Raw genomic sequence first — 703 nt, 5'->3', positions numbered from 1 at the left:
CGCTGCTCCGCGCGGGCCGATCGCCAGCCCCGATCGTGGCCTAAGTCGCTGATGCTCGCCGGGGCTGAGGTCTCGCCGGAGGGTGCGGCCGGAGAACCCGATGATGCCCGCCGGGCTGTTGGTCGGGCCTCCCGCCAGGTGGCGGGCGACTACCGAGTGGGTGCCGTCCGCGCCCACCACCAGATCCGCCGAGACCGGCGCCCCGTCGGTGAACAGCACTCGGGGCGCGCCCTGGTCATCGTGGCCGACGCCGGACACGCTGCATCCCAAGTGCAGGCCATCTCCGACGGCTTCGGCCAGCAGCATCCGCAGGGTGATCCGATCGACGTCGATACTTGCACTGTCGCTGAGGTCCGGCCCGTGGCCCAGCAGCCGGCCGCGGCGATCCCAGAACGCGTCGCGCTCGCGCAGTCGCAGCGCCGACCCCGATGCCAGCAGCCGCTGCATGATCTTCGGTTCCACCAGATCTTTTAGCGCCGACTGCGCCCGCTCATCCAGGGTGATGTGGTAGCCGCCCGTCGCCGCCACATCGGTGTCGCGCTCGAATACCGCCACCTCAAACCCCCGGCGACGCAGCCCCGCCCCCAATGCAAGCCCGCCGATCCCGCCACCAACCACGACCACCCGCATACCCGACCGTCCTTTGCGCCGCTGCTCACTGAACAGAACCCACGCTGACACCGGTAGTGGACACCGAGTGGCC

1 protein-coding gene is annotated in these 703 nt (G+C 70.4%); it reads right to left on the bottom strand.

The window, feature by feature from the left end:
- Positions 1-630, bottom strand: a 630-nt coding sequence (locus ACTWQE_RS34170) for an FAD-dependent monooxygenase (protein ID WP_443332974.1), incomplete at its 3' end; no start/stop codon positions are given.
- Positions 631-703 lie beyond the last annotated feature (73 nt).

This window comes from Streptomyces sp. 8N706 (assembly GCF_052245415.1).
Taxonomy (GTDB): Bacteria; Actinomycetota; Actinomycetes; order Streptomycetales; family Streptomycetaceae; genus Streptomyces.
Note: the sequence above shows the minus strand (reverse complement) of the source record. Positions and strands in the feature narration are given on the sequence as shown.